The 22,784-nt window shown below is 69.0% G+C and carries 21 protein-coding genes, 4 tRNA genes and 1 other RNA gene; 19 read left to right on the top strand and 7 right to left on the bottom strand.

All coding sequences use genetic code 11. The features are described 5' to 3' along the window. Positions 1 to 28: 28 nt before the first annotated feature. A complete protein-coding gene (locus HDA40_RS23430) occupies positions 29 to 2,368 on the bottom strand; it encodes a carboxypeptidase-like regulatory domain-containing protein (protein ID WP_253759403.1) in 2,340 nt (779 codons plus the stop codon). 274 nt (positions 2,369 to 2,642) lie between these two features. Between HDA40_RS23430 and HDA40_RS23435 the strand changes: the two genes are divergently transcribed. Together HDA40_RS23435 and HDA40_RS23440 are read left to right on the top strand one after the other, a co-directional pair. Continuing rightward, positions 2,643 to 2,732 (top strand) — tRNA-Ser (locus tag HDA40_RS23435). Between the two features lie 92 nt (positions 2,733 to 2,824). Continuing rightward, positions 2,825 to 2,897: transfer RNA gene (locus HDA40_RS23440), tRNA-Arg, on the top strand. 150 nt (positions 2,898 to 3,047) lie between these two features. Here HDA40_RS23440 and HDA40_RS23445 read toward each other — a convergent pair. Next, positions 3,048 to 3,269, bottom strand: coding sequence for a winged helix-turn-helix domain-containing protein (locus HDA40_RS23445; RefSeq protein WP_253759405.1), 222 nt, complete (start codon positions 3,267 to 3,269; stop codon positions 3,048 to 3,050). Between the two features lie 539 nt (positions 3,270 to 3,808). Here HDA40_RS23445 and HDA40_RS23450 point away from each other — a divergent pair. Next, entirely contained in the window at positions 3,809 to 4,441 is a 633-nt protein-coding gene (locus HDA40_RS23450) for a DUF6230 family protein (protein ID WP_253759407.1), read from the top strand. Between the two features lie 88 nt (positions 4,442 to 4,529). After that, positions 4,530 to 6,011, top strand: a complete 1,482-nt coding sequence (locus HDA40_RS23455; RefSeq protein WP_253759409.1) for a DUF6114 domain-containing protein — start codon at positions 4,530 to 4,532, stop codon at positions 6,009 to 6,011. A gap of 72 nt (positions 6,012 to 6,083) precedes the next feature. On the opposite strand, the gene HDA40_RS23460 is transcribed toward HDA40_RS23455, so the two are convergent. Further along, positions 6,084 to 7,754 carry a DUF885 domain-containing protein gene (locus HDA40_RS23460; RefSeq protein ID WP_253759411.1) on the bottom strand — a complete coding sequence of 557 codons (1,671 nt, stop codon included), beginning with the start codon at positions 7,752 to 7,754 and terminating at the stop codon, positions 6,084 to 6,086. Between the two features lie 107 nt (positions 7,755 to 7,861). On the opposite strand from HDA40_RS23460, the gene HDA40_RS23465 reads away from it, so the two are divergent. Next, positions 7,862 to 8,833, top strand: coding sequence for a DMT family transporter (locus HDA40_RS23465; protein ID WP_253759413.1), 972 nt, complete (start codon positions 7,862 to 7,864; stop codon positions 8,831 to 8,833). Here the strand turns inward: HDA40_RS23465 and HDA40_RS23470 are convergent. Further along, the gene (locus tag HDA40_RS23470) at positions 8,819 to 9,808 is read right to left on the bottom strand and encodes a PHP domain-containing protein (RefSeq protein ID WP_308197749.1); all 990 of its coding nucleotides are present in this window, start codon (positions 9,806 to 9,808) and stop codon (positions 8,819 to 8,821) included. The two genes, HDA40_RS23465 and HDA40_RS23470, sit on opposite strands and share 15 nt — an antisense overlap. On the opposite strand from HDA40_RS23470, the gene HDA40_RS23475 reads away from it, so the two are divergent. Continuing rightward, on the top strand, positions 9,689 to 11,530 hold the full coding sequence (locus tag HDA40_RS23475) for a M48 family metallopeptidase (RefSeq protein ID WP_253759417.1): 1,842 nt from the start codon (positions 9,689 to 9,691) through the stop codon (positions 11,528 to 11,530). The genes HDA40_RS23470 and HDA40_RS23475 overlap by 120 nt on opposite strands. Next, on the top strand, positions 11,527 to 12,423 hold the full coding sequence (locus HDA40_RS23480; RefSeq protein WP_253759419.1) for a hypothetical protein: 897 nt from the start codon (positions 11,527 to 11,529) through the stop codon (positions 12,421 to 12,423). Before HDA40_RS23475 ends, HDA40_RS23480 begins: the two co-directional genes overlap by 4 nt. A gap of 90 nt (positions 12,424 to 12,513) precedes the next feature. On the opposite strand, the gene HDA40_RS23485 is transcribed toward HDA40_RS23480, so the two are convergent. Next, positions 12,514 to 13,653, bottom strand: coding sequence for an outer membrane protein assembly factor BamB family protein (locus HDA40_RS23485; RefSeq protein WP_253759421.1), 1,140 nt, complete (start codon positions 13,651 to 13,653; stop codon positions 12,514 to 12,516). A 56-nt stretch (positions 13,654 to 13,709) separates the two neighbouring features. On the opposite strand from HDA40_RS23485, the gene HDA40_RS23490 reads away from it, so the two are divergent. From HDA40_RS23490 to HDA40_RS23520, 7 genes are all read left to right on the top strand, one after another. Continuing rightward, a complete protein-coding gene (locus tag HDA40_RS23490; RefSeq protein ID WP_253759423.1) occupies positions 13,710 to 14,702 on the top strand; it encodes a prephenate dehydrogenase in 993 nt (330 codons plus the stop codon). 154 nt (positions 14,703 to 14,856) lie between these two features. After that, positions 14,857 to 15,153, top strand: coding sequence for a hypothetical protein (locus HDA40_RS23495; RefSeq protein WP_253759425.1), 297 nt, complete (start codon positions 14,857 to 14,859; stop codon positions 15,151 to 15,153). Between the two features lie 26 nt (positions 15,154 to 15,179). Then, positions 15,180 to 15,386 carry a hypothetical protein gene (locus HDA40_RS23500; RefSeq protein ID WP_253759427.1) on the top strand — a complete coding sequence of 69 codons (207 nt, stop codon included), beginning with the start codon at positions 15,180 to 15,182 and terminating at the stop codon, positions 15,384 to 15,386. Between the two features lie 94 nt (positions 15,387 to 15,480). After that, entirely contained in the window at positions 15,481 to 16,020 is a 540-nt protein-coding gene (locus HDA40_RS23505; protein WP_253759428.1) for a tRNA adenosine deaminase-associated protein, read from the top strand. Then, positions 16,017 to 16,493 (top strand): tRNA adenosine(34) deaminase TadA, encoded by a 477-nt coding sequence (tadA, locus tag HDA40_RS23510; protein WP_308197750.1) that lies wholly within the window; start codon positions 16,017 to 16,019, stop codon positions 16,491 to 16,493. Before HDA40_RS23505 ends, tadA begins: the two co-directional genes overlap by 4 nt. Positions 16,494 to 16,620: 127 nt before the next feature. Continuing rightward, positions 16,621 to 17,253, top strand: a complete 633-nt coding sequence (locus tag HDA40_RS23515) for a TetR/AcrR family transcriptional regulator (RefSeq protein WP_253759430.1) — start codon at positions 16,621 to 16,623, stop codon at positions 17,251 to 17,253. Continuing rightward, on the top strand, positions 17,253 to 17,690 hold the full coding sequence (locus tag HDA40_RS23520) for an acyl-CoA thioesterase (protein ID WP_253759432.1): 438 nt from the start codon (positions 17,253 to 17,255) through the stop codon (positions 17,688 to 17,690). The genes HDA40_RS23515 and HDA40_RS23520 overlap by 1 nt, the downstream gene beginning before the upstream one ends. Here the strand turns inward: HDA40_RS23520 and deoD are convergent. Beyond that, entirely contained in the window at positions 17,680 to 18,387 is a 708-nt protein-coding gene (deoD, locus tag HDA40_RS23525; RefSeq protein ID WP_253759433.1) for a purine-nucleoside phosphorylase, read from the bottom strand. The genes HDA40_RS23520 and deoD overlap by 11 nt on opposite strands. An 86-nt stretch (positions 18,388 to 18,473) precedes the next feature. On the opposite strand from deoD, the gene HDA40_RS23530 reads away from it, so the two are divergent. Next, positions 18,474 to 18,560, top strand: a tRNA-Ser gene (locus HDA40_RS23530). A gap of 78 nt (positions 18,561 to 18,638) precedes the next feature. Here the strand turns inward: HDA40_RS23530 and ffs are convergent. Next, positions 18,639 to 18,732, bottom strand: an RNA gene (ffs, locus tag HDA40_RS23535) — signal recognition particle sRNA small type. Positions 18,733 to 18,791: 59 nt separating this feature from the next. Here ffs and HDA40_RS23540 point away from each other — a divergent pair. The 4 genes from HDA40_RS23540 (at position 18,792) to recR (ending at position 22,683) form a co-directional block, all read left to right on the top strand. Further along, positions 18,792 to 18,876 (top strand) — tRNA-Ser (locus tag HDA40_RS23540). 228 nt (positions 18,877 to 19,104) lie between these two features. Further along, a complete protein-coding gene (locus tag HDA40_RS23545; protein WP_253759435.1) occupies positions 19,105 to 21,642 on the top strand; it encodes a DNA polymerase III subunit gamma and tau in 2,538 nt (845 codons plus the stop codon). Between the two features lie 151 nt (positions 21,643 to 21,793). Next, positions 21,794 to 22,090 carry a YbaB/EbfC family nucleoid-associated protein gene (locus HDA40_RS23550; RefSeq protein ID WP_253759437.1) on the top strand — a complete coding sequence of 99 codons (297 nt, stop codon included), beginning with the start codon at positions 21,794 to 21,796 and terminating at the stop codon, positions 22,088 to 22,090. Continuing rightward, a complete protein-coding gene (gene recR, locus HDA40_RS23555) occupies positions 22,090 to 22,683 on the top strand; it encodes a recombination mediator RecR (RefSeq protein WP_253759439.1) in 594 nt (197 codons plus the stop codon). The genes HDA40_RS23550 and recR overlap by 1 nt, the downstream gene beginning before the upstream one ends. The last annotated feature ends 101 nt before the right edge of the window (positions 22,684 to 22,784 follow it).

The following is a 22,784-nucleotide window of genomic DNA, read 5'->3' on the forward strand; positions in this document are numbered from 1 at the left end:
CCGCCCGGCCCCCAACGGTTTTCGAGGATCAGCTGACGACGCAGGTGAAGGTCTGGGTCGGGCTGGTCGTGACCCGATAGGCCTTCGCCGTGGCGAAGGTCGCGCCGCCGCACCACTTCCAGTCGCGGGTGCGCTGGAACTTGACGGTGGTGCCCGGGAGCATCCGCAGCGACGCGCCCTGGGCAGGGTCCTGAATCCAGCCGCTGGCCTGGAAGTCGCCGGTGGTCACGTTGTACGCGTCGACGAAATCGTCGGCCACGCCGAACACCTTGACCACTACGCCCGCCTTCATCGTGTAGTTGAAGGTGGTCGTCTGGCCGGACTGAACCGGAACGCCGTTGGCGACCGGGGCCCGCCGGGGCAGGACGGACGTGACGCTGGTGGGGCCAGTGACCGTCTGGGACGTCGTACGCCTCGGCAGCGCAGCGGGTGCCCCGTAGCGGTAACCGGTGCCGTCACTCCACTGGAAGGCGTGATCCTGAGCCGTGAACAGCAGCGGCCAGGTGTACGGACCGAGGAAGTCGATCGTGTAGGTGCCGTCTGCCGCCACGTCGACCTGGCCGAAGCCACCGCCCGAGTGGTACGCCTGCGGAGCCATGGTCACCCCGCCGTACTTGATCGGGTTGCCGGTCTCGCTGGTGACCTTGCCGGTGATGGTGCCCGCCTTGTCCATGAGGATCGTCGGGGGCGTGATGGTCTGGCCGTTGGTGGCACTGAAGGTGGAGGCGAGCAGCTCACTTCCGGTGCCGCCGTTCGGGCCCACCCACTGAGCGCCGTAGCCACTGCCGGTCTTCGGGAAGACGAACAGGTGGTAGGGGCCGCCGTTGTTCACCTCGACCGTCTTGGTCCCGTCGGCGGCGGTCCGGCCGTCGATTCCTTCCGGCATCGCGAAGTCCTTCGGGCTCAACGCGAGCACGACGAAGTCCTTGAGGCCGGCCCCGGTCGCCCGGTCGACGACCTTGACCTTGATCTTCGCGGTGGGGCGCATCGTTACCGTTACTGCGGTCTGCTGACCGGCGGTCACGGTCACCGGAACCGTCTGGAAGACGTAGCCGGTGGCGGACACGCTGAGGTCCCACGCGCCGGCAGCCACGTCGCTGAAGATCAGCGAGCCGTTGGTGCTACTGCCGTTGATGGCGCCCGACTCACCGAGGTACGCGTTGAAGGAGCTGATCGCGGCACCGGTGATGGAGTCCTTCGCCGTGATCTTCACCGAGCCGGACGCCGGCTTCTTGTCGTTCACCGTGGTGGTGTTGCCACCGGTCACGGTGAAGGCGGTGGCCGTCTCGACGGTCCGCTTACCCGTCGCCCATTGATCGATGTGCTGATCCGGGCTGTAGAAGTGGACCTTGTACCCGGAGCCGGCGAAGACCTCGTCGATCGCGTAGTTGCCGCTGCCGTCCGTCTGGGTCGAGAGGTACTCGTTCGTCATGGTGGAGGAGAGCGACACGTAGACGTCCGCGATCCCGGCACCCGCCTGGTTGGTCAGCCGACCGGCGATCGAGCCGGTGGGCAGGAGGCTCTCGTCGACGGTCACGACTCCGCCACCGGTGACGGTGAACGACGCGGCGGTCGCTTCCGAGCGCTGGTCGTGTGCGAGCTGCGCCGCCCCCGACTGGAGCGTGAACTGCACTCGGTACGAGCCGGGGATCAGGTAGTCGAGGCGGTAGTTGCCGCTGTCATCGGTCATCGCGTAGCCGGCGCTGTTGCCGGTGGCTTGTAGCGCCGTGACCTCGACATCCACGGCCGGCGTGCCGTCCGACCGGGTGACATGGCCGGTGATCGAACCGACCGGCTGGAGAGTTTCGTTGACGGTCGTCGTCGCGTTCGCGTTGACTTCGAACACGTCGGCGTCCTGATAGCTCTTGCCGTGGGCGAACTGCTCCACCGAGCCGATTCGGAAGGAAACCGTGTAGGTGCCTGGGAGCACCGCGATGGCGTACGAACCGTCGTACTGCGTCATGCCGAAGCCGTAGCCACCGCTGGGGCTGGAGGCGGAGACCTGGGCGTTGGGCACCGGGCTACCGTGGCTGTCAGTGAGTACGCCGCTGATCGTGCCGGCCGGCAGCGCGCTGTCGTCCACCGTCGTGGTGGCACCGGAGGTGACGGTGATCAAGTCGGCGACGTCCGATGACACCTTGCCGTAGGCGTACTGGGCGGGCCGGCCGGGCGACTGGAACAGAACGGTGTAGCGGCCGGGCTGCAGCCCGGTCATCGAGTAGTGCCCAGAGGCGTCGGTCGAGGCGTCGCCGTAGGTGTCGGTCTCGTCCGAGTACGCGTTGACCCAGACGCCTTCCAACGGGGCGCCGTTGGCGGAGAAGGTCCCGGCGATGGTGCCGGGGGTGGCCGCGTGGGCGGCCGGTGGCATCAAACCGAAGGTTGCGATCGCGATAGCGACGACAATGGATCCGATCCGACGCAGAGGTGATCTGCTCATGCTTCCTCGAGGGGTGAGAAAGGACGGGGTCGGGGGCGGGCTGAACGCCCGCTGAGAATCCCCGTGTGGCGCTCACGATATCGGAGACGTGCGACACGGTGGGGGCGCTGCGACGGCGGTCTTGGCGCCTCACCGGATAGTCGCTTTGCTCTCGCTCGGGAGGGCAGGGTATTCTCGTCCGGCGACGATCTCACCGATCGCCGTTGGAGGCTTCGCCTAGTCCGGTCTATGGCGCCGCACTGCTAATGCGGTTTGGGTTTAACGCCCATCCGGGGTTCAAATCCCCGAGCCTCCGCTCACCGATCACCTCGGGTCTCGTGCTCGATGTGACCGGGGAAACCCGATTAGTCCGCTCGGTCGACCTTGTGTAGACTGAGCGGGCGCCGAGCGCCCGTAGCTCAACGGATAGAGCATCTGACTACGGATCAGAAGGTTAGGGGTTCGAGTCCCTTCGGGCGCGCTCATGATCAAGGGGTCTTCCACCTGCGGGTGGGAGGCCCTTTGTCGTTGATCGTGCGGAGTGTTTCGCCAAGCCGTTCAGCCCCCATCCCAGCGGGATGGGGGCTGAACTCGGTCTGGGGCCGGCCTTCGCGTCGTACGCGGGCCGCCGTCAGGAAGCCTCGCGATCCTTCACGTAGACAGCCTCTCCCTGGCGTCCCTCGATCAAGCCTTCGGCCTTGAGGACCAGCATCGCGCCGCGGACGGAGCCGTAGCTGATGCCGTATTCCTCCCGGAGTTGCGAGATCGACGGCAGCTTGTCCCCGGCGCGCAGCTCACCAGACTTGATCTGTTCACGGATCGTGTCCGCAAGCTTGACGTACTTGGCGGTCATCTTCTTCTCCCTGACAGGCTCGCCTGAGTAGTAGATCACTGTCACTGGGGTTCCATCAACTACCAAAAGCCGCTCAACGTAGTCGAGAAGTATTACTACGTCGAATCAGTTCATCGATAGACACTTATCACCTTCGGGGTGGGCGACCAGGTGGAGGGTTCTGGACGGAAGCACGAGGTTTGCCGTACGCGGGTCCGGACTGCCATCCCCCAAGCGTCCGATGCGCTGTCGCGTTATCAAAATGTTACGTAGCGCGTGATCTTGACGCTGTGTAGTGATCTTCCGAATGTCTGTCCGGAAATATCGCCCGCATCCGAATCGAAAACTCCCAGCGATTAACGCAGAGTCACTTGATCAGGTCTCACCTCGGATTCACGGTTACCGGTGAGTAGCAACAGGGGTTGTGACGCATCTCGCGGAGCGGAAACATGCGTGACACAACAATGCCGTCCGTTGCCATCCACGCTCCCTCTCGGCTACCGCAGGGCCGATCCGCGTTAACGGCGTACGACGGGCAAAAGCTTCGAGGAGGACCCCCAGTGAAGGACTCGAACGGCAACCTGGTGCAGGGTCGCACCAGGTGGCGGCGGTTCGCTGCCGTCGTCATCCCGGCGGCGGTCGTCGCCGGCGGCCTGATGACGGGCGTGGCGCAGGGCAAGGTGCCCGTCGCGCTCAACGTCTCCGGTCAGAGCTTCAAGATCAGCGCTGACCAGCTCAACGGCACCGGCTTCACCCAGTACGGGAGCGTGGCCGTCAAGAAGGACGGCACGCAGATCCCCGTCGCCGCGTCGGGCATCAAGTCGGCCACGCTGAGCAACCTCTGCCAGTCGGTCGTCGTCGTGCCCGGTCACCTCTCGCTGGTCATCCGGGCCGGCCGCGAGGCGGGCAACCCGGCCAGCGCCGAGAACCTGCTCATCGGCATGGACGCCCTCGCCGGTGACGCGACGTTCACGAACATCGACATCGGCACCGACGCCTCCGCGCTGTCCAAGGACGGCTTCAGCAGCCACGGTCAGACCGGCGCGTTCGGCCAGGAGGCCGACAAGGTCGAGATCCACAACCTGAAGCAGCGCGCGTACAGCACGAACGCGGGCACGTTCACCCTCAACGGCCTGTCCATGAAGGTGGACCTCACGGGTTACGAGTGCTTCGCCGACTCGGCCCTGAACTGACCGCGCCCATGGCGTGACCCCGGCCGGCCGCTCTACCCATGGGCGGCCGGTTCGGCGGTTACCCCGCGTTGCATGGAGGCACAACCCCATGGAATTCACCCCTCCGGAGAGGAATCCGGCCGCCGAGGAGCTGTTCTCGTCGGCCGACCGAGCGGAGACGCCTTCCTTCTGGCAGAAATTCAGTGCCTGGCGGCGGGCTCGGCCGTTCTGGGGTGGACTGCTGGCGATCCTGGCCGGCATCGAGGTCTACGCCTCGACGCAGACGTCCATCGGCGACATCGTGCTCAAGGTGGGCGTCGAGGGCTTCCAGGCGTACCTGATTCCCCTGATGCTGGTCCTTGCGGGGTTCCTGGCCTGGTTCACCCCGGCCCAGCGGGCCTTCTACGGGATCATCACCGCGTTCATCTCGGTCTACGCGCTGATCGGCGTGAACTTCGGCGGCTGGATCCTGGGCACCCTGCTCGGGATGACCGCCGGTGCGCTGATCTTCTCGTGGACTCCGGTCGACCCCAACCCGGTCCTCTACTCGGGCGAACCCCGCCCGGACGACGAGCCGGAGTCGGCGGCGGACACCGAGGAGGACGACCACAACCCGCGGCACGCGGCCACCGACGAGATCCGTGACCCGGACCTCGGCGAGCCCGACCTCGACCGGGGTCGGGCCGGCGGAGCCACCCGCGGCAAGCTGCTCGCCATCTCGATGGTGCCGCTGCTGATCGCGGGCATCGGCGTCGTCGCGATGCGGTCCGCGCCCGCGGCCTACGGAGCCGGCTGTCCGACTCCGAGCCGCAGCACCACCCGCGCTCCGAAGCCGTCGGCGAGCACCTCGCCGGCGGCTCCGGCGCCGTCGGCCAGCCCGTCGGCGAAGGCGTCGCCGTCCGCGTCGCCCTCGCCGTCGACCGGCATCCTCGGGCAGATCGTCGACGGTCTGGTCGACCTGCTGACGCCGGACAGCCCGTCGCCCAGCACGTCGGCGTCGAAGGCTGACCCGACGACGGCCACGTCGCCGGGGGTAAAGACCTCGACGAAGCCGACCACGACCAAGTCGCCGGTACCCCGGCGTACGACGAACCCCTGCACCGGACAGTCGGCGTCGCCTTCGGCGTCGGCCGTTCCGCCGGCGAAGCGGCTGACGGCCGCGGCCGGCCAGGTCGACGTCACGGCCAAGCCGGGGCTGTTGACGGGTTCGAAGGTCACCATGGTCAACCTGGCGTTCCAGGGCATCGTAGAACTGCCGACTGCGGACGGCCCGATCTCGGTGCTGAAGTTCACCATGGACAGTTCCGTCACCGACGACTTCAAGCTGCACACGTATGGCCGGGGAAAGTCGCCGGACATCGACTTCGTCACGGATCACCTGACCGTGCGGCAGAATGTCGTCTTCTACACCAGCCGGTTCCAGGCCAAGCTGTTCGGCCTGCTCCCGGTGGACTACTCGCCGTCGCACCCGCCGGACATCCCGATCCCGCCGCTGATCCCGATCATCTTCACGGATCCGCAGATCGATCTGGTCTGGGTGAACGCGGACGTGCTGACGGCCAAGCCGCAACTGGTCACGAAGCCGGTCTGAGCGGCTGCGCCATTCCGCAGACATGACGAGGGCGGGCACCCGATTCGGGTGCCCGCCCTTCGCGTACGCCGATCAGAGGCGGGCGAGCGCCTTCTGCAACGGATCCAGACCGAGCGAGCCCAGGTTGAGCGCGTCCCGGTGGAACGTCTTGAGGTCGAAGTCGGCGCCCTTACGCCGCTTGGCGTCGTCGCGGGCCTGGAGCCAGATCCGCTCGCCGACCTTGTAGGACGGGGCCTGCCCCGGCCAGCCCAGGTAGCGGTTCAGCTCGAAGCGCAGGTTCTCGTCGGGCACCCGGCAGTGCGCCCGCATGAACTCCCAGCCCAGCTCGGGCGTCCAGCGCTCGCCCGGGTGGAAGCCGAACGGGTTGTCGCGCGGGATCTCCAGCTCCAGGTGCATGCCGATGTCGACGATCACCCGGGCGGCCCGGAACGCCTGGCCGTCGAGCATGCCGAGCTTGTCGGCCGGGTCGGCCAGGTAGCCGAGATCGTCCATCAGACGCTCGGAGTAGAGCGCCCAGCCCTCGCCGTGCCCGGAGCACCAGCAGAGCAGCCGCTGCCACCGGTTCAGCAACTCCGACCGGTACGCCGTCTGCGCGACCTGCAGGTGGTGACCGGGTACGCCCTCGTGGTAAACGGTGGTGACCTCACGCCAGGTGGAGAACGAGTCGATGCCCTGCGGCACGGCCCACCACATCCGGCCGGGTCGGCTGAAGTCCTCGCTCGGTCCGGTGTAGTAGATGCCGCCGTCGGACGTCGGGGCCAGGCAGGCCTCGATCCGCTGGATCGGCTGCGGGATGTCGAAGTGCGTACCGTTCAGGTCGCTGATGGCGCGCTCGGCGAGGCTCTGCATCCACTCGCGGAACGCCTCCTTGCCGTCGATGCGGTACTTCGGATCGGCGTCGAGCTTGGTGACGGCGTCGTCGATCGAGGAGCCCGGACCGGCGATCTCGGCCGACACGGCGCGCATCTCCGTCTCCAGCCGGTGCAGCTCCTCGAAGCCCCAGGCGTACGTCTCGTCCAGGTCGACTCGCGCGCCCAGGAAGTACTGCGAGGCGAGGGCGTACCGCTCGCGGCCGGCTGCCTGCTTCTCACGTCCCTTCGGGGCCAGCTCGGTCCGCAGGAACTCCCCGAAGGACGAGGTCGCGGCGGTGGCCGCGGCGGCCGCCTCGGCGAGCCGATTCGCCAGCGCGCCGCTCGCGTTCAGCCGGCGGGCCAGCCCGTGGTAGAAGTCGTCGCCGGCCGGATCGGTCCAGATGTCGCACTGCTTGGCGACCTCGATGATCTGCTGGCGGGCCGAGACGTGTCCCTCGGCCGCCGCCTTCAGCACGGTGCGCTGGTACTGCTCGACCGCCGCCGGGATCAACTCCATGCGGGCCGCGATGTTGGCCGCGGCGTCCTCGCCCTCGGTGGGCATGAGGTCGAAGACCTGGCGTACGCCGTGGATCGCGGACGAGATCACGTTGATCTCGCTCTCGTCCTCGCCGGCCTCGTAGCGGGCCAGCGACAGGTTCAGTCGTTCGAGCATCGCCTCGCGTGCCACGAACTCGGTGTCGCCCTCCGGTTCGGTGGCGTTGAGCGCCGCGACGGTTCGCCGAGTCAGGTCGGCCTGCGCGGCGAAGCCCTCCGGCGAGAGGTCGTCGAGTTTGTCGTCGTATCCGGTGATGCCCACGTACGTGGCGCCGATCGGGCTGAGTGGGGCCCACTCCTCCACGTACTGGTTGGCGATGTCGTCAATCCGTCCCATGGGGTCGAACCTAGCGGACGAACGGGGGCCGACGCAGGCAGTAAATCGCGTCACGGCGACCGAATCCCGCGCGACTCGAGTCGGGGGAATCTGGCAGTGTGTCAGGAGTGACCGCGCCTATCGCTCCTGACAAGGGCAGCTCCGCCGTGTGGCTGCCCGCTTTCGCGGCGAACGTCCTGATCTGGGGCGCGAGCTTCGTCTTCATCAAGTACGGCGTTCTGGAGATGCCGGCGATCTGGGTGGGCGCCATCCGGATCGTCCTCGGCGCGATCACGCTTCTCGTGATCATGGTGCTGCTGAAGGCGCGGCTGCCGCGCGATCCGAAGATGTGGGCGCACCTGATCGTCCCCGGTGTCATCGGCGTCGCGGTCCCGTTCACGTTGTTCCCGCTGGGCGAGGAGCGCGTGCCGAGCCTGGTCGCCGGGATCTGGAACGCCACGACCGCGTTGTGGGTGCTGCCGTTCGCGGTCTTCGTCTTCCGCACCGAGAAGTTCCGCGTACGCTCGGCGCTCGGGCTGGCGCTGGGCTTCGTGGGCGTACTGGTCGTCCTGGGCTTCTGGCACAGCGGCGGAGCCGACCTGACCGGCCAGCTCATGTGTGCCCTGGCCGCGTTCTGCTACGGGGTGTCCATTCCGTACATCAAGCGCTTCACCACCGGCCGCGGCGTGGCCGGGATCTCCATCGCCGCCGGGCAGAGCATCGTCGCCGCCATCGCCATCGTGCCGGCCGCCCTGCTGTCGGCGGGCGCCCCGCCCACCCCGGGCGAGCTGTCGCTGAAGGCGATCGGGTCGATGCTGGCGCTGGGCGTGTTCGGCAGCGGGGTGGCGTTCGCCTTGAACATGCGGGTCATCACGAGTGCCGGGGCGTCGACGGCCGCCTTCGTGACCTATCTGGTGCCACTGGTCGCCACGACTCTCGGCATCGTCCTGCTGGGCGAGTCGCTGACCTGGAACCTGCCGGTCGGCGCGCTCGTCGTGCTGACCGGGGTCGCGGTCGCCCAAGGTCTGATCCGGCTGCCGCGACGGACTCCCGAGCCTGTCCCCGAGACTCCGCGCAGCCGGGACTCAGTTCGCGTGTGACGCGCACCAGTCGAGCAGGGCGTCGGCGTCCATGGCGTTGACCACCCGGTCGGCGGTCAGCCCGGCGGTCTGCGCCCGTTCGCAGCCCAGCTCCTGCCAGCCGAGCTGGTCGACGGCGTGGGCGTCGGTGTCGATCGCGAACCGCAGACCGGTCACGCCGGCGGCCCGCTTGAGCAGCTCGCTCGGCGGATCGCGGCGGTCGGGCCGGCAGTTGACCTCGATCGCCTTGTCGTACCGCAGGGCGGCGGCGAAGACGGCGTCGGCGTCGAAGTCGCTCGGCGGCCGCCAGCGCGACGCCGCGTGCGCGGCATCCGTCTTCACCCGCAGCTTGCGGCCGGTGCAGTGGCCGAGGATGTCGAGGTTGGGGTCCGCGAGCGCGGTGACCATGCGCCGGGTCATCACCGCGCGGTCGTCCCGAAGTCCGCTGTGGACAGAGCCGACCACGACGTCCAGTTCGGCGAGCAGGTCGGGGTCCTGATCCAGGCTGCCGTCGGCCAGGATGTCCACCTCGATGCCGGTGAGCACGCGGAGCCCGGTGCCCATGAGCGCCGCGTTGATCTCGGAGACCTCGGCGAGCTGACGGCGCAGCCGGGCGGCGGTCAGCCCGTTCGCGATGGTCAGCCTGGGCGAGTGATCGGTGATGACGACGTAGTCATGGCCTTGTTCGGCGGCGCCGCGGACCATGTCGGCCAGCGACGCCCCGCCGTCGGACCAGTCGGTGTGGACGTGGCAGTCGCCGCGCAGGGCGTTCCGGAGCGGGTTCACCGGTCCAGCCTCCCAGACGGGCATTGTTTGCACGCGTTGAACGGCGTACTGTGCAGCGGCGCACGCGTCGACACGACTTGGGGAGGTGCCGTGATCGCACGTCTGCGAGCCCTGGCCAGCTTGGTGATGCTCGCGGGGTTCTTCATCTTCGCGCTGGTCCTGCTGGTAGCCGGGGTCGGCGTCGGGATCTGGGCGATGGGCCACAGCCACGCCGCGGTCAAGCTGGTGCTGTTGGCTGTGCTGGGCTTCGGTGGCGCGATCGTCGTGGGCGCCAAGCGAGCCCTGTTCTACAAGGCGCCGCCGCCGGACGGGGTCGCCCTCGATCCGCACCGCGCGCCGGAGCTCTGGTTCGAGGTACGCCGTCTCGCCGAAGCAGCCGGCACCCGTGCCCCGGACGAGATCCGGATCGTGCCCGAGGTGAACGCGGCCGTATCCGAAGACTCGCAGCTACTCGGTCTCATCGGTGGCCGGCGTTACCTGTACATCGGCATGCCCTTGCTGGTGTCGCTGAACGTCAGCCAGTTCCGGGCGGTCATCGGGCACGAACTCGGCCACTACTCCAACGCGCACACCCGGCTCGGCGCGGTCGCGTTCCGCGGGCGTCTCGCCATCGGCGGCGCGCTCGACCACCTCTCCGGCAGTCTCATGGGCCTGCCGTTCCGGGCGTACGGGCGGATCTATCTGCTGGTCGACAACGCGGCGTCGCGGGCGCAGGAGCGCGAGGCCGACCTGATCGCGGTCCGGGTCGCCGGTACGCACGCCGCCGCGTCCGCGCTGGCCGAGCTGCCGGTGATCGACGCCGCCTGGTCGTTCTACTTCGACCGTTACGTCGGCCCGGCTTCGCAGGCGGGATTCCTGCCGCGTGACATCTTCCGCGGCTTCCACGACATGTCGCAGGCTCGTCGCGACGAACTGGCCGAGCTGCGCAAGCAGCCGCCGCCGGAGAAGAAGTCGGTGTGGGACACCCACCCGCCGATCGGCGAACGTGTCGCCCGCGTACGCCAGCTTCCGCCGGTGTCGCTCGTCGAGGACACCCGGCTGGCCGGGGCGCTGATCCCGGCCCTGGACCAGCTCGGCGAACAGCTGCAGCAGTCCGTGGTCAACGTCGGCGACCGGAAGGTGACCGGCGACTGGTCGGAGATCGCGCAGGCCTCGAACAACGCGCGGCTGCAGGACACCTGTGACGACCTGTTCCGGCAGGCGGCCCGGGTGCTCAACGTCCGGAACGTGAGCCTGACCGATCTCCTGTACGCGATCGAGGTCGGCCGCGGGCAGCAGTTGGCCGAGGGATTCTTCCCGAGCGCGCCCCCGCATGAGGCGTACGCCCAGCTCCATCAGGTGTTGCAGCCGCTGCTGACCCTCGCCGCCCTGCGCAGCGGGCAGGTTCACTGGGTGCATTCGTGGTCGCAGCGGGCGGAGCTGATGGGGCCGAACGGTCAGCCGGTGGACTTCGAGGCGCTCGCGAAACTGGCCGCCGACTCGCGGACCGTCGGGCAGGCGCGGACGCACCTGGCGCAGCTGGGCATCGCCGTCGACCAGGCCCGGGTCGTCGAGGCGGTGGCGACCGCCAAGAACGCCGACGTCATCGGCGGCATCGGCAACACCAAGGTCGGCAAGACCGACTGCGACATGCTGATCCTCGACAACGGCCTGATCCTCATCGCCGGTGGCGGCGACAGCAACGAGGGCAATCAGCGCATGGCGACGGCGCTCCGGTCCGCTCCGGTGGCCGAACTGGCCAAGCGCTACACCTTCGTCCCGTACGAGGAGATCTCGTCGGTGACGATCGCCAAGAAGGTGCCGCTGAAGGCGACCCTCCTCATGCGCAACGGGGAGCGACTGGAGTTGAAGGAGGGCTGGACCAGCGACCTGCTGCACAAGCAGAGCCGCGACGTCCTGCTGGAGATCCTGGAAGGGATCGGGCCGAGATGACCGTCGAGTCGGTGACGATCGAGCAGATCCCGGACGGCCGGGTGCCGGAAGATCTCGAGGAGTTCGAGACCCGCGCCATCGGCGACTTCCGCCTGGTGGCACTGCTCGTCGGGGCGGTGCTGGCCGGCGCCATCGCGGCGAGCAGCCCGCACGACGACGACTCGGTGCAGAAGTGGGTGCTCTACGTTCTCGTCGGCGCGCTGATGGGCGCGGCGGCCGGGGAGGGCTTCGGCTTCGGGATCTCCCGCTGGCGGGAGGTCAGCCGCATCCGCCCGATCTCCCTCTGGCGGGTGCTGCCGATGCTGATCCTGGTGGTGGCCATCGCGATCGGGCTCATGTGGCTCACCCCGGTGGTCTCCTCGGCGATCACTCCGCGCGGCTGGGCGTTGTCGATCATCGCCATCATCGGCGCGCTGCCGCTCGCGGCGACGCTGACCGCGGTGCAGTTGCTGACCCGGCGCAAGCTTCCCGGTTCGGTCGGCCAGCAACTGGAGACGCTGCTCTGGCTGCGGCGTACGGTCTCGCGGATGCTCAGCGAACTCGGGGTGCTGGTGCTGCTGGTGATGGCGGTCAACCGGGCGGCGCTGGAGTTCGGCGAGAAGCAGGATCCGATCGTGGTCATCTTCGCCGGGGCGATCGGCTCGTTCATCGTCGGCATCATGTACGTGCCGGCCGCGACGACGTTGCGCCGCCGGGCCAACACGTACGTGCAGCGCAACTTCAAGCTGGACGCGGTGCCCCAGGGTGAGCTGATCGGCGCGGCCGAGGACCTCGGCAAGCTGGAGAAGCTGCTCGGCCTCGATCAGACGACGTTCGGCGATCTGCGCTCGGGGCTCGTCATCCTCACGCCGTTCGTGGTGAGCGCCCTCTCCGCCCTCCTCCCCAAGTTCTGACGTCTCGGCGCTGGATCACGGATCTCGGTCGAATCTTGGTGCAAGATCCGACCCGGAACCCTGATCCAGCGCTGAACGGGACGGCACCGGCTAGAGGCGGAACTGGGCGAAGCGGCGCTGGATCGCGCCGTTGATCTGGGTGAAGGAGCCGCCCGCGGCGGCCTTGCCGAGACGCGGACTTGCGGCCATGGCCTCCACGCCCATGACGCCGTTCGCGTCGGCGAGCCACGGCTGCAGCCGGCCGGACGGGTCCAGCGCGGCGAGCTTGATCCGAGTCGTCGACCCCTCTTGGCAGGCTCCCTTGTCACCGACCGCGGCGGACTTGCAGATGCGGTCGAAGTGGCCGCCCATGAGGATCGTGTCGTTCACGCGGACCACGGATTGCACGTCGCCGTCGGCGGTCACGGTCCACTGCGTCGCACCGGTCGTCGCGTCGAGCGCCATCGCCCGGCCGCCCCGGCCCGCGACGGCCGCGTAAAGGCTGCTTCCCGTCAACGACAGGCTGCTCACGGCGTACTCTATGGTGCTTCGGAACGAGGGCCGGACGGCGCCGGTGCGCGGATCGACCACCGCGACGCGTGCGGTGTTCTTGAGCCCGTTGACCTGCGTGAACGCGCCGCCGAGCAGGACCCGGTCGCCGGTGACGACGATGGCGTTGACCGAGTCCTGCGCGGCTGGCTTCCACTGTGGATCGAGTGCGCCGGTGGCCAGGTCGAAAGCGGCGAGGCGGCTGCGGGGCTGCCCGTCGATCTGGGTGACCGTGCCGCCGACGTAGATCCGGCTCCCGCTGATCGCGATGGCGTGCGGGTGGCCGTAGACGGAGTGGCGGAACGGGGCGAGCGTGCCGGTGACCGGGTCGATCTGCGCAAGATTGTCGCGGGTCAGGCCGTTGACGGAGCCGAAATCGCCACCCACGTAGACGCCGCGGTCGGTCGCGGCGATGGCCCGCACTCGGCCGTCCGCGACCGGACTCCAGTCGAGCAGTCGCCCGGTCCGCGCGTCGAGCGCGGCGAGCCGGGTCCGCGGGACCAGCTTGCCCGCGGTGTCGATCGCGTGCGTGAAATCGCCGCCCACATAAAGCCGATCGCCCAGGTAGGCCATGCTCTGGATGGCGCCGTCGAAGGTCACCGTCGGTTCGGGAGAGGCCCGCACATCTGCTTGCGCGACGCCGGGGAACAGCGCCCCAGCGATGATGAGGCCAGCGGTCAGAGTGCGAACAACTCGTGACATATGGGATACAACGAGGCAGCGAACAGCGAGCCACTAGGCTGTGGCACGCTTCCGTCGTGAATATCGCGGTGATCGGTCTCGGTCTCATCGGCGGATCCCTGCTGCGCGCCCTCGCCGTGGCCGGCCACCGGGTGCTCGGTTACGACGCCGATCCAGCGATACGCGCAACGGCGCGGACGGCGGCCGCGAAGGCGTCGGCGGACCACCGGTGGCAGATCGCGGCCTCGGTCGGGGAGGCAGGCAAGCCCTCCGAACTGGTCGTGCTGGCGGTTCCGCTGACGTCGGTGGCCGGCGTGCTGGACGAACTGGTCGACGCCGGCTTCACGGGGTTGATCACCGATGTCACCAGCGTCAAGGAACCCGTACGCGAGCTCGTCGAGGAACGGATGCGCCGAGCGGCCACCCCGTTGGCCGGATTCGTCGGCGGGCACCCGATGGTCGGCCGGGATCAGTCCGGCTTCGAGGCCGCCGACCCGTACCTGTTCACGCAGTGTGCCTGGGTTCTGTGCCTCGAAGAGGAGACCTCGCTGCCGGACTGGCTGCATCTCGCGGCGCTCGTGACCTCGCTGGACGCCCGGGTGGTCCCGACGACGGCCGCCGACCACGACCGTTCGGTGGCCCGCGTCAGCCATCTCCCGCATCTGCTGGCCGCCGCCCTCGCCGCGAGCATCGCCGCCGACCCGCTCAGCGCCACCCTGGCCGCCGGCTCCTTCCGGGACGGTACGCGAGTAGCCGCGACCCGGCCCGAACTGACAGCCGAGCTGGCCGGCGGCAACGCCCAACCGGTCGCCGAGGCGCTCGACGCGTTGATGGCCGACCTGGAGAAGGCCGGTACGCTGCTGCACCGCGCCGACCCCATCCGGGCCCTGCGGCCCTGGCTGCGGCCGGGATTCGAAGCCCGGTCGCAGTGGCCGGCGTTGGCCGGCGACTCGGCCGACCTGCCCGCCCGGGCCGACGTGCTGCGGCGGCTCGGCGGAGTCGGCGGCTGGATCATCGACGTGGCGGGGGATCGGCGTACCGTGACGGCCGTCCGCCCCGCCCACCCCTAGCGCTCGCTGCCTTCGCGGGCGCTGCCTTCGCGGGCGCTGGTTTAGCGGCAGATCACGGATATGCCGGTGATCATGGGCGCGTTTGGCCTGCTTATCCCTGATCTGGTGGCAACGCCGGCCGACACCGTGTGCGGTCGAACCCGTTAAGCCGGACATGAGACCGACTTTGCGCGAGCCCTATCCGGTACGCGTACCGGCAGTGCTCGCGGGGCTGGCCGGAGCGGGCGCGTGGCTGGCCGGCTTCGGTACGCTCGCCGCCGACCTGGCCGGGTACGCCTGGTGGACGCTCGGCGCCGGGGCGGCCGCGTGGCTCGCCGCGCTGGCGTTGCTCCGCCATGGCGACCGGGGCGTGGCGGCTGGAATCGCCGTCGCATTGGCTATCGGATGGTCGAGTACGGCGGTCGCTCTGGGGGTCACGTGGGTGCAGACCGGGACATGGCCGTTGTGGTGACGTTCGGTAGCCGTACAGTGGCAATAGTGGGCTTGACGTGCGAGGTCGGTGCGGGCAGTCTCAGCTTCGTGTGGACGCTGCAACGGCTTGACCCGGAACGGCGGCGCCGGCGGATCCAGCTCCTGTCGGAGCTCGCCGACGCCAAGTCGGTGCGCGTACGCCTCGCCCCTCGGCGTGCTCGTGGCGACCAGCTGCGGGATCTCATCGCTTTGCGGCGCAGACTCGCCGGATGACTCGTGGCCTCCGCTAAACGCCGAGGTCACCGGATACTGTCACACAAGGCCCCGATGTCGCGGGGACTGAAGTTGACCTTCAAGGAAGACGATCGTGTCGCACTTTGCCGCCGCGGTGGTCCGGGGCCGCTCCGGGTGGACCGCCACTGAACTCGACCTGAGCGACGCCGCCGATGTCGAGGATGTCGCCGACCGCTTGCGCGACGTCGACCTGTCCGCGTCCGTGTCGCTGCTCTTCGTGGAGTCCGACGACTCCTACCTGGCCGTCATGCGTCTCGACGACGGCGAGGATCTACGCGTCTTCGGCTCCGACTCGGCCTTCGTCGACGAGTCCCGGCTGGGCAAGCTGCTGCTCGGCGACCTGACGCTCGGCGGCACGATCGAGCCGGCCCTGGAGCCGACCGACGCCGACGACTTCGCCGAGGACACCGAGACCGAGGAAGAGGAGCGCCCGGCCGCCGACCCGACGGTGAATCCGATCGGCGACGCCGACCTGCTCGCCGATCTCGGCGTCTCCGCGCACCATCTGCTGGAGCTGTGCGCGACCGACGGGCTCATGCCGGCCGACGTCACGGCCGAGATCACCCAGATCATCGGCTGCGCCGACGAGGTCGAAGAGCTGCGCGAGGCGTGACCGCGCTCGCCGAGCGGCACGCCCGGTGGATGCGCCGCGCGCTGGAAGTGGCGCGTACCGCGGTCGCCCGGGGTGACGTGCCGGTCGGCGCGATCCTGCTCGACCGGGACGGCGTCGAGATCGCGGTCGGCCACAACGAGCGGGAGTTCGACCTGGACCCGACCGCGCACGCCGAGATCGTCGCGATCCGGCGGGCCGCCGCTCGGCTCGGCACCTCTCACCTCGACGGCTGCACGCTCGTGGTCACCCTCGAACCGTGCACGATGTGCGCGGGCGCGATCACCCTCGCGCGGCTCGGCACCGTCGTCTTCGGTGCCTGGGAACCCAAGACCGGCGCGGTCGGCTCACTCTGGGACGTCTTGCGCGATCGGCGGCTCAACCATCGACCCGAGGTGTACGCCGGAGTGCTGGCCGACGAGTGTGGCGCCCTCCTCCGCGACTTCTTCCGCACCCCACCCCCCAATCTGGCGTGATCATCGCGCCGGCCATGTCGGTTGGCGCGGCGAAATGCCCGATCTGACAGCGTGGCTGGCGCGATGATCACGTGACATGCGGCACGGAAGGTTTACGACCGGTCGGTCTTGTACTTAGGCTCAGGTGGTGAGTGCGAAGACGGACGGCCGAGTCGTCCGCGGCGACCGGACGCGTACCGCCGTCCTGGACGCCGCGGTCGCGATGGCCACCGAATCCGGCCTGGACGGCCTGTCCCTGGGCCAGCTCGCCGAACGGCTCGGAGTCAGCAAGTCGGGCCTGTTCGCGCACTGGCGCTCGAAGGAAGAGCTGCAGCTCGCCGCGATCGAGCACGCCCGCAAGATGTGGGCCGACCTCGTCGTCGCGCCGGCTCTCCACCAGCCCCGCGGCGTACGCCGGATCTTCGCGCTTCACGAGGCGAGGCTGCGGTTCTACGCGGACGGAGTCCTTCCGGGCGGCTGCTTCTTCGCCGTCGCCGAGTTCGAGCACACCGGGCGTACGGGAGTGGTGTCCGACCGGCTGGGTGAGGTGCTCGGCGAATGGCTCACCCTGCTGCGGCGGCTCGTCCGGGAGGCGGTCGAACTCGGGGAACTCCCCGCCGACGTCGACCTGGAGCAGCTCGCCTTCGAGATCGACGCGGCCGGCGTCGCCGCGATGCTGCATACCCGGCTGCTCTCCGCGAGCACCGCTCACGCGCGTACGGCGGTCCTCACTCGGCTGCGCACGCTGACCACTGATCCGACCCTGCTTCCGGAGGAATGATGACCGAGACCCTGCAGCACGCCGGCGTGATCCGCGAAGTCGTCGTGCACTTCGACGACCTCGACGCCTCCGCTGTCGTGCACAACTCCCGGTACGCCCTCCTGCTGGAGCGCGCCGTGTCGACCTGGTTCAGCGAGCACGGCTACTCGTTCGCCAACGGGCGTCCGACCACCGAGGACATGGTCGTCGGCGTACGCGAGTTCACGATCACCTACAACGTGCCCATCCGCGGCACCGGCCCGGTCGACGTCCACTTCTGGATCGACAAGCTCGGCCGCACCAGCGCCGTCTACGGCTTCCGATTCCTCTCCGCGGACCACACCACCGTGTACGCCGAAGGCCGCCGCGTCATGGTCAAGATGGACTTCGCGGCCGGCGTACCGGTGCCGTGGACCGAGGACGGCCTGGCGCTGGTGGAGCCGTTGGTCAGGCGATAGCCGTGTCGAGGGCGACCTCGACCATCTGGGAGAACGTCTGCTCGCGTTCCTGGGACGTGGTCGCCTCACCGCGCTTGATGTGGTCGCTGACGGTGAGGAGCGTCAGCGCGCGTGCCCGGAAGCGGGCGGCGATCGTGTAGAGCGCGGCCGACTCCATCTCCACCGCGAGCACGCCGTAGTCCGCGAGCTTGTCGTAGAGGTCCGGCCGGTCGGTGTAGAACGCGTCCGCCGCGAGGACCGGGCCGACGTGCATCTCGATGCCGCGCGATTCGGCCACCTCGACCGCCTTGCGGAGCAGCCCGAAGTCGGCCACCGGCGCGTAATCGATCAGGCCGTCGAACCGCACCCGGTTCATGTTCGAGTCGGTCGCCGACCCGTTGGCCGCGATCACGTCGCGCAGGTTGAGCGACTCCGAGAGCGCACCACAGGAGCCGACCCGGATCAGCGTCTTCACGCCGTACTCGTTGATCAGCTCGTGCGCGTAGATCGACGCCGACGGCATGCCCATGCCGGAGCCCTGGATCGAGACGTCGACGCCCCGATACTTCCCGGTGAACCCGAACATGTTGCGGACCGTCGAGTAGCACTTCGCATCCTCGAGGAAGGTCTCCGCGATCCACTTCGCGCGCAGCGGGTCACCCGGCATGAGAACCCGCTCGGCGATCTCGCCAGGCTTTGCTCCGATGTGCGTGCTCATGGTCCCGATCTTCGCACGTTGACCGGTTCGCCGGGCGTCGGTTACCCAGGTGACCGGGGCGCTGGGGGTCGTGTAAGGTAGCGCGCGGTGGTGTGTCCGAGTGGCCTAAGGAGCACGCCTCGAAAGCGTGTGAGGGTGCAAGCCCTCCGCGGGTTCAAATCCCGCCGCCACCGCTTCTGGTCACGGCTCGCGTCCTGGTGATGCGGGCCGTGACCCTTTTCATGTCCAGCATATGCGCAGGTCCGGACATAAAAAGGGCCCCCCGCGTACCCGCTAGAGCTCGCTTATCCTTGCTGCCTTCCGGCCCTGGGGAGGTTCACGAGGTAACGCCACGCGAGGGGCGTGACCACTGTACCCGGTAACCCGGGTGGGACGAACGCCGGGCCTTATGTATCCTTCTCCACGGAGGATTCGCCTAGAGGCCTAGGGCGCACGCTTGGAAAGCGTGTTGGGATAAAACCCTCACGAGTTCGAATCTCGTATCCTCCGCTCGGTTGAGCAGTACAAAACGCGGGACCAGCCCTATCCAAGCTGGTCCCGCGTTCTGCGTCTGGCCGACTCTCCCCGTTGATCATGGAGTTGACCGTGGCCTCGACGGTGTGGCGTGACCGGAAACACCATGATCAAGGTGAACGCGCGGAAGACGGGCGTGACGCCTCTCGGCGATGTCGGCCGGTCGTGAGAGGCTATGAGTCGGCAATCGGGAGGTGGTCGTCCGTGGCGTTGGCGCTCTATCGCAAGTACCGTCCGCGCACCTTCGCCGAGGTGATCGGGCAGGAGCACGTGACGGAGCCGCTGATTCAGGCGCTCAGCGCCGGGCGGCTGAACCACGCATACCTCTTCTCCGGGCCGCGCGGCTGTGGCAAGACCTCCAGCGCCCGCATCCTGGCCCGGTCGCTGAACTGTGAGAAGGGTCCGACGCCCGACCCGTGCGGTGAGTGCGAGTCCTGTCGGGCCCTGGCGCCCGACGGCCCTGGCTCGATCGACGTCATCGAGATCGACGCCGCGTCGCACGGTGGTGTCGACGACGCCCGTGAGCTGCGGGAGCGAGCCTTCTTCGCGCCGGCCGTCAGCCGCTTCAAGATCTACATCATCGACGAGGCGCACATGGTCTCGTCGGCGGGCTTCAACGCGCTGCTCAAGCTCGTCGAGGAGCCCCCGGATTACGTGAAGTTCGTGTTCGCCACCACCGAGCCGGAGAAGGTGCTCGGCACGATCAAGTCGCGGACGCACCACTATCCCTTCCGGCTGATCCCGCCCGGCGTTCTGCGGCCTTACCTCGAGAAGCTGTGCGAGCTCGAGGGCGTCACCGTCGACCCGATGGTGCTGCCGCTCGTGGTTCGCGCCGGCGGCGGCTCGGCCCGGGATTCGCTGTCCGTGCTCGACCAGCTCATCGCGGGCGCGGGACCCGAAGGCGTCGCGTACGCCCGCGCGGTCGCGTTGCTCGGCGTCACCGACGCCACGCTGATCGACGACGTCTGTGACGCGCTCGCCGCAGGAGATGCGGCCGCTGCCTTCGGTGCGATCGACCGGGTCGCCGAGGCCGGGCATGATCCCCGCCGCTTCACCGCCGATCTGCTGGAGCGGTTGCGCGACCTGATCTTGCTGCGGCAGATCCCGGACGCGGCGGCCAAGGGCCTGATCGACGCCCCGGCCGATCAAGTGGAGCGGATGCAGGCTCAGGCGCAGCGGCTCGGTCCGGCGACGTTGTCCCGGTGGGCCGAGATCGCCCACAACGGGCTGATCGAGATGCGGGGCACGACCTCGACGCGGCTGCTGCTGGAGCTGATCACCGCGCGGATGCTCCTGCCGACCGTGGACGCCTCCGAGGTCGGGCTGCTGTCCCGGATCGAACGCCTGGAGCAGGGCGTACCGAGCATCGGTTCGGCGGGCTCGGCTCCAGCGTCCGCAGGCTCCGCTCAGGGTTCGGCGCTGCCGGGCGACGGCGACGGACGAGCGGCCGCCCGTGCCGCAGCGGCGTCGGCTGCCCGATCGGCGTCCTCCACCACGCCGTCTTCTGCTCCCGCGTCGGCCCCACCGGCGGCGTCGGCCGCGTCCGTTGCGCCGACTCCGGTATCGGCTGCGCCCGCCCCGGTCGCCGACCACCCGACCTCGGCACCGCCCGCGAACGGGCCGGTCGCCGACCGTTCGGCTGCGGCGAACCGACCGGTGTCCGCCCCGGTGAATCCGGACCCCGCATCGGTCGACCGCCCGGTATCAGCCCCGGCGAGCCCGGCGTCCGCTGTTCCGGCCGGCGGCGAGATCGACGCTCCTACCCTGCGCCGGGCCTGGGACGAGATCGTGCAGCTCACCGGGCGCAGCAACAAGCGGATGGCGGCGATGGCGCGAGACGGCGTCGTCCGCGACGTCGACGGCACCACGATCGTGCTGGTCTTCAAGGCTTCATTCCACGCGAACTCGGTCAGCGCCGATCCCGGCGCCCTGCTCGACGCCGTGCACGAGGTCGTCGGCGGGCGCTGGCAGCTGCGCTGCGAAGTCGGTGGCGGCGGCGACCAGCGTGGCGGCGGCGACCAGCGTGGCGGCGGAGGCGGCGGCGCGGTTTCGCGTACGGCGAGCCGGCCGGCGCAGCCGACTCGTCCGACTGCCGGACCACGTGAGCCCCGGAGCGCGCCTCCGGCGGCCGATGCGGAGGACTGGCCAGCCACCGCACCGATCGGCGGTGCCTCGGGTTCGTCCAGTGCCGATGCCGGCGGCGATGGCGATGCCCCGGTGAGTCCGGCCGGGCCGTCGGCCGCCACCCCCGTACGCAGCCAGCCGGTCGCCCAAGCGCAGGCTGCCGCCCAGACGCAGCCTGTCGGCGGCCGGGCCGGGACAGCGACCGCCGTCGCCGACGAGGACTTCGGTCCGCTCGACGAGCCGCCGTACGACCCCGAGTTCGACGGGCCTCTGAACCGTTCAGCCGCCGGCGGGGCCGCGACGGCGACCGCGGTCGCACCGCAGCGTGCGGCGCAGAACGGCGCTCGGGCGGCGGCCCGGTCAGCAGCAGCTGCCGCAGCTGGCGCCGCTGCGGGCAAGACGGCCCCGGCCAACGGACGCGCAGCTCCGCGTACGCCTGCCTCGCCGACGGCCGCGCCCCGGGCGGCGACCGAGGCCGAGGAACCCGGGTTCGATCCGGGTGACGAGCCGACCGACGAGGTCATCGACGCCGCCACCGTGCGGCAGTCCGTCGAGCAGCAGGCGATCGACTCGCTCCGGCAGTCGTTCTCGCACGTCGAGAAGATCGCGGACCTCTGAGCACGCACTCTCTCGGCGACGACCCGCCGCGCTGTCTCAGGGCGGGCGGGAACAGCGGTGAGCGCGAGGTTAGTCGGTCCGCTGCATTATTCTGGCGGCGTAAGCATTCGTGACGAAAGGCTGACAGATGCGTCCCGGTGGCATGCCCAACATGCAGCAGCTCATGAAGCAGGCGCAGCAGATGCAGCGCAAGCTCGAGGCCGCCCAGGCCGAGTTGGCGGAGCTGGAGCTGACCGGTGCCGCGGGCAACGGTCTGGTGACCGTCACCGTGACCGGTGACGGCGCGCCCAAGAGTGTGACGATCGATCCGAAGGTGGTCGACGCCGACGACGTCGAGACCTTGGAGGACCTTGTGCTCGCCGCGTTCACCAGCGCGCTCGACGAGGCGGCGAAGGTGCGCGACGCGAAGATGGGGCCGTTGACCGGCGGCATGGGTCTGCCGTTCTGATGTACGAGGGTGCGATCCAGGATCTGATCGACGAGCTCGGCCGACTGCCGGGCATCGGGCCGAAGAGTGCTCAGCGGTTGGCGTTCCATGTGCTCGCGGCCGACCCTGCCGACGTGCGCCGGTTGGCGCAGACGTTGCTGCGGGTCAAGGACGTCGTGAAGTTCTGCACCATCTGCTTCAACGTCGCCGAGGACGACAAGTGCCGGATCTGCCGGGACGCCCGGCGGAGCGACGAGGTTCTGTGCGTCGTGGAGGAGCCGAAGGACGTCGTGGCGATCGAGCGGACGAACGAGTTCCGCGGGCGCTATCACGTCCTCGGTGGTGCCATCAATCCCCTCGAAGGGGTCGGTCCGGACAATCTGCGCATCCGCGAGCTGATGGCGCGACTGTCCACTGGGGAGGTCAAGGAGATGATCCTGGCCACCGACCCGAACACCGAGGGTGAAGCTACCGCCACGTATCTGGCGTTGCTGGTCAAGCCCATGGGGATCACGGTGTCGCGGCTCGCGAGCGGCCTGCCGGTCGGCGGCGATCTTGAGTACGCCGACGAGATCACCCTGGGCAGGGCGTTCGAAGGACGACGAACCGTCTGACGGGCTCACAACGATCCCTGACAGGGCTCACAACGATCTGATATCGGCCTCTCCTCTGTCCACCGATCAGCTATTAGTGTCCGGCTATCGGTGAAGCACGT

Source organism: Hamadaea flava, from assembly GCF_024172085.1.
Taxonomy (GTDB): domain Bacteria; phylum Actinomycetota; class Actinomycetes; order Mycobacteriales; family Micromonosporaceae; genus Hamadaea; species Hamadaea flava.